The sequence below is a fragment of the Rhizobacter sp. Root1221 genome (assembly GCF_001425785.1).
GTDB lineage: Bacteria > Pseudomonadota > Gammaproteobacteria > Burkholderiales > Burkholderiaceae_C > Rhizobacter.
The window spans coordinates 1-4,845 of record NZ_LMDI01000061.1 but is presented as its reverse complement, the minus strand read 5'-3'; the positions used below and the strand labels follow the sequence as shown (position 1 = coordinate 4,845).

The window sequence follows — 4,845 nt, the reverse complement described above, 5'->3', positions numbered from 1 at the left end:
GCCATGCGCTGCCCGACCCGCAGCAGCAGGACTACGCGAGCGCGCAGTACGAAGCCCCGCAAGGCGAGATCGAGCAGGCGCTGGCGGCGATCTGGCAGGAGCTGCTGCAGCTGCCGCGTGTGGGCCGCGAGGACAACTTCTTCGAGCTGGGCGGCCATTCGCTGCTGGCGGTGCAGGTGGTGGCCCGCGTCGAGCAGCAACTGCAGCGCCGGCTGACCTTGCGTGACCTCTTCACGCATCCCTCGCTGCGCCTGCTCGGGCAACGCTGCGCTGAAGTGTCCACGGCCGTGCCGGACGCCATCCCGCTGGCGGACCGAAGCCTGCCGCTGCCCGCCTCCTGGGCGCAGCAGCGCTTCTGGTTCCTCGATCGGCTCGACCCCGAGGCCGGCGCGGCCTATCACATGGCCGCCGGCCTGCGCCTGGTCGGCCCGCTCCACAGCGCGGCGTTGCAGCAGGCGCTCGACGGACTGGTCGCCCGGCACGAGGTGCTTCGCACCACCTTCGCGCAGCACGGCGGCGAGGTCGTGCAGCGCATCCACGCGCCGTCGCGCTTCGCGCTCGAACGCCGTGACCTCGCCGACACCGCCGGCCACGAGCGTGCGTTCGCGCTCGAACGCCTGGCGCTGGAGGAAGCGATCCGGCCCTTCGACCTCGGCAACGGCCCGCTGATTCGCGGGCAATTGCTGCGGCTGGCCGGCGAGGAGCACGTGTTGCTGGTGACGCAGCACCACATCGTGTCCGACGGTGGCTCGGTCGCGCTGTTCGTGCGCGAGTTGGCCGCGCTGTACGACGCGGCGCGCCACGGCCACGCCGGCGCGCTGGCGCCGCTGCCGGTCCAGTACGCCGACTACGCCGCCTGTCAGCGCCGCGGCCTGCAGGGCGAGGCGCTGCAGCGGCACCTTGCCTTCTGGCAGCAGCATCTGGCGGGCGCGCCGCCGCTGCTGTCGCTGCCGACCGACCGGCCGCGGCCTTCGGTGCAAGGCCATGTCGGCGCCACCCATGCCTTCACGCTGCCGTTGGCCCTGTCGCAGCGGCTGCACCAGCTGGCCCAACGCCATGGCGCGACGCTGTTCGTCACGCTGCTGGCCGGCTGGGGGCTGCTGCTGTCGCGCCTGGCCGGGCAGGACGAGGTGGTGATCGGCATGCCGGCCGACCAGCGCAACCGGCCCGAGCTGGCGGGCCTGATGGGCTGCTTCGTCAACACGCTGGCCTTGCGCCTGCACTTGTCTCCCGCGCTCACCGTGGCCGGCTTGGTCGGGCAGGTCCAGGCCGCCAGCTTGGCGGCGCAGGAGCATGCCGCGCTGCCGTTCGAGCAGGTGGTCGATGCGCTGAAGCCCGAGCGCAGCCTCGCGCACAGCCCGGTGTTCCAGGCGCTGATCGCCATGGAAGACGGCGGCCTCGCCGAGCGCATCGCGCTGCCCGACCTGGTGGTGGAGCCCCTGGCGGTCGCGCGAAAAACCACGCAGTACGACCTGTCGCTCTCGATCGCCGACACCGGCCAGGGCGTGCGCGCCGGCATCGAGTACGCCACCGACCTGTTCGATGCGGCGACCATCGCGCACTGGGCCGGCTGCCTGGTGCTGCTGCTCGATGCGCTGGCCGATGCCGATGCGCAGCCCGTGGCGCAACTGCCACTCCTTGACGCGCTGCAGCGCCGCCGCGTGCTGGTTGGTTTCAACGGTCCGCGTCGGCCCTGGCCCGAGGAGGCGCTGCTGCACGAGCTGTTCGAGGCGCAGGCCGATGCGGCTCCGCAGGCGCTCGCCCTGGTGGATGCCGTGGCCGGCGAAGGTCCGGCGCTCAGCTACGCCGCGCTCGATGCCCAGGCGAACCGCATCGCGCACGGGCTGCTGCGCCTTGGCGTGCAGCCCGACGACCGCGTCGCGATCAGTTTGCCCCGCAGCGTCGAGCTGATCGCCGGTCTGCTGGGTATCCTGAAGGCGGGTGCGGCCTATGTGCCGATCGATCCCGACCATCCGGCAGAGCGGCAACTGCGAGCCTGCCGCGACAGCGCACCACGGGCGCTGCTGTGCGCTCCGGCCCGGGTGCCGCGCTGGCAGGGCCTGCTGGATGGCGTGCCGGTGACCAGCGCCGGGCCACTGTCGCAAGACCAGCCCTCGACGCGCCCGGCGCTGCGCGCGCAAGGCCTGTCGGCGGACCGCCTGGCCTACGTGATCTACACCTCCGGCTCCACCGGCGAGCCCAAGGGCGTGATGGTCGAGCACCGGCAGGTGGTGCACTACGTGGTTTCGGCGCGCGAGGCCTATGGGCTGGCACCGGGCGAACGCATGCTGCAGTTCTCCACCGCCAGCTTCGATGCGGCGGTGGAGGAGATCTTCGGCACGCTGTGCGCAGGCGCCACGCTGGTGCTGCGCGACGATGCGGTGCTGGATGGGCTGCCCGCGCTGGCGCGGACCTGCGAAGCGCAGCGCGTGTCGGTCCTGGGCCTGCCCACGGCCTACTGGCATGGGCTGATGGCCGACCTGGCCTCTGGGCGCGGCGAATGGCCCCAGTGCGTGCGCCTGGCGGTGATCGGCGGTGAAGCTGCGCTGCCGTCGGCCTGCGCCACGTGGCATCTCCTGGTGGGGGACCGCTGCACGCTGCTCAACACCTACGGTCCCACCGAAACCACCGTGGTCGCCACGCGGCAAGCGATGTCGCCCGGCCTCGGCGCCGCGGTGCCGATCGGCAAGCCGATCGCGAACACGCAGGTGTACATCCTCGACGGCACGGGTGAGCCGGTACCGTTGGGCGTGGCAGGTGAGATCCACATCGGCGGGGCCGGCGTGGCGCGGGGCTATCTCAACCGGGAGGAATTGACGGCGCAACGCTTCCTGCCCGACCCGTTCAAGCCGGGCGGGCGGATGTACCGCACCAGCGACCTGGGCCTGTGGCGAGCCGATGGCACGATCCACTACCTGGGGCGCAACGACGACCAGGTGAAGTTGCGGGGCTTTCGGATCGAGCTGGGCGAGATCGAGGCGGCGCTGTGCCGGCAGCACGGTGTGCGCGAGGCGGCGGTGGTGCTGCGAGCCGAACGGCTGGTGGCCTATGTCGCCGGTCAACCGCTCGACGTCGCGCAACTGCGCCAGCGGTTGAAGGACGAACTGCCTCAGCCGATGGTGCCGGCGGCGGTGGTGCTGCTGGACAAGCTGCCGCTCACGCCCAATGGCAAGCTGGACCGCCATGCGCTGCCCGATCCGCGGCCGCAGGACTACGCGAGCGCACGGTACGAAGCCCCGCAGGGGGAAACCGAGCAGGCGCTGGCGGCGATCTGGCAGGAACTGCTGCAGCTGCCGCGCGTCGGCCGCGAGGACAACTTCTTCGAGCTGGGAGGCCATTCGCTGCTGGCGATGCAGGTGGTGGCGCGCGTGCAGCAGGTGTTGGGACGGGCGCTGACGCTGCGCACGCTGTTCGAGCGGCCCACGCTGAAGGCGCTGGCCAAGGACTTGACGACATCCACTCACTTCGAGGCGATGGCGATGGCGCCGGCAGACCGCAGCCAGCCATTGCCGCTGTCGCTCGGCCAGCAGCGCTTGTGGTTCATCGACCAGCTGGAGGGCGAAGGCAGCGGTGGGACGTCGGCGTATCACATCTTCGGCGCGGTGCGGCTGAAGGGTGAGCTGGACGAGACCGCGTTGCGGCGTGCGCTGGACACGATCGTGGCGCGGCACGAGGTGTTGAGAACGCGCTTCGTGCCAGTTGACGGCCAGGCGGTGCAGGTCATCGACGCGGACGCATCGTTCGAGCTGGACAAGGCCGATGTCGCGTCCGAAGCGCAGGTGCAAGCATTGGCGCAAGCCGAAGCCGCAAGGCCATTCGACCTGAGCCGGGGCCCGCTGATCCGTGGCCGCTTGTTGAGGCTGGMCGTCCAGGAGCACGTGCTGCTGGTTGGCATGCACCACATCGTGTCCGACGGCTGGTCGATCGGCGTGTTGGTCAAMGAGCTGCAGGCGCTGTACGCGGCCTACCGTGAAGGCCGGCCCGATCCGCTGCCGCCGCTGGCCGTGCAATATGCCGACTACGCCGCCTGGCAGCGCCAACNAGCTGCAGGCGCTGTACGCGGCCTACCGTGAAGGCCGGCCCGATCCGCTGCCGCCGCTGGCCGTGCAATATGCCGACTACGCCGCCTGGCAGCGCCAACRCCTGCAAGGCGAGGCACTGCAGCGAGAGCTGGCCTACTGGAAACAACACCTCCAAGGCGCGCCGGCCTTGCTGAGCCTGCCGATCGACCGTCCGCGCCCGCCGGTGCAGAGCCACCGCGGCGATGCCGTGGCCTTGGGTCTGGACGAGCCGCTGAGTCGCCAACTCAAGGCTCTCGCGCGGCGGCACGACGCCACGCTGTTCATCGTGTTGTATGCCGCATGGTCGGCCTTGCTCGCCCGCCTGAGCGGGCAGGACGACGTGGTGGTCGGCACCTCGCTCGCCAACCGGCTGCGCACCGAAGCCGAGCCGCTGATCGGCTTTTTCGTGAACAACCAGGCGCTGCGTGCTTCGTGGGACGGCAATGCCAGCCTGTCAGCCTGGATTGCCCAGGCCCGCCAGGCGGTGCTGGAGGCGCAGGCCCACCAGGAGGTGCCCTTCGACCAGGTGGTGGAGGCACTGAACCCGCCACGCGACCTGAGCCACAGCCCGGTGTTCCAGGCGTTCTTCGTTCTGCAGAACGTGCCGCATGCGCCGCTGCAATTGCCGGGGCTGTCATTGGCGCTCGAGCCTGCGCGGTTGACCACCGCGCGCTTTGACATTGCACTGATGCTGGAGGAGCAGGGCGAGCGGATGGAAGGATCGCTGAACTACGCGACCGACCTGTTCGACCGCGACACGGTCGAGCGTTGGGCGGGGCATTTC

At 70.7% G+C, this 4,845-nt stretch carries 1 protein-coding gene and 1 pseudogene; both read left to right on the top strand.

Annotated elements, in window-relative coordinates; genetic code table 11:
* Nucleotides 1-8: 8 nt before the first annotated feature.
* A pseudogene (locus ASC87_RS33970) lies at nt 9-4,041 on the top strand (amino acid adenylation domain-containing protein); the annotation flags it as partial.
* 63 nt (nt 4,042-4,104) lie between these two features.
* Nucleotides 4,105-4,845 (top strand): condensation domain-containing protein (locus ASC87_RS33965; protein WP_369820798.1); only part of this gene is annotated, 741 nt, incomplete at its 3' end.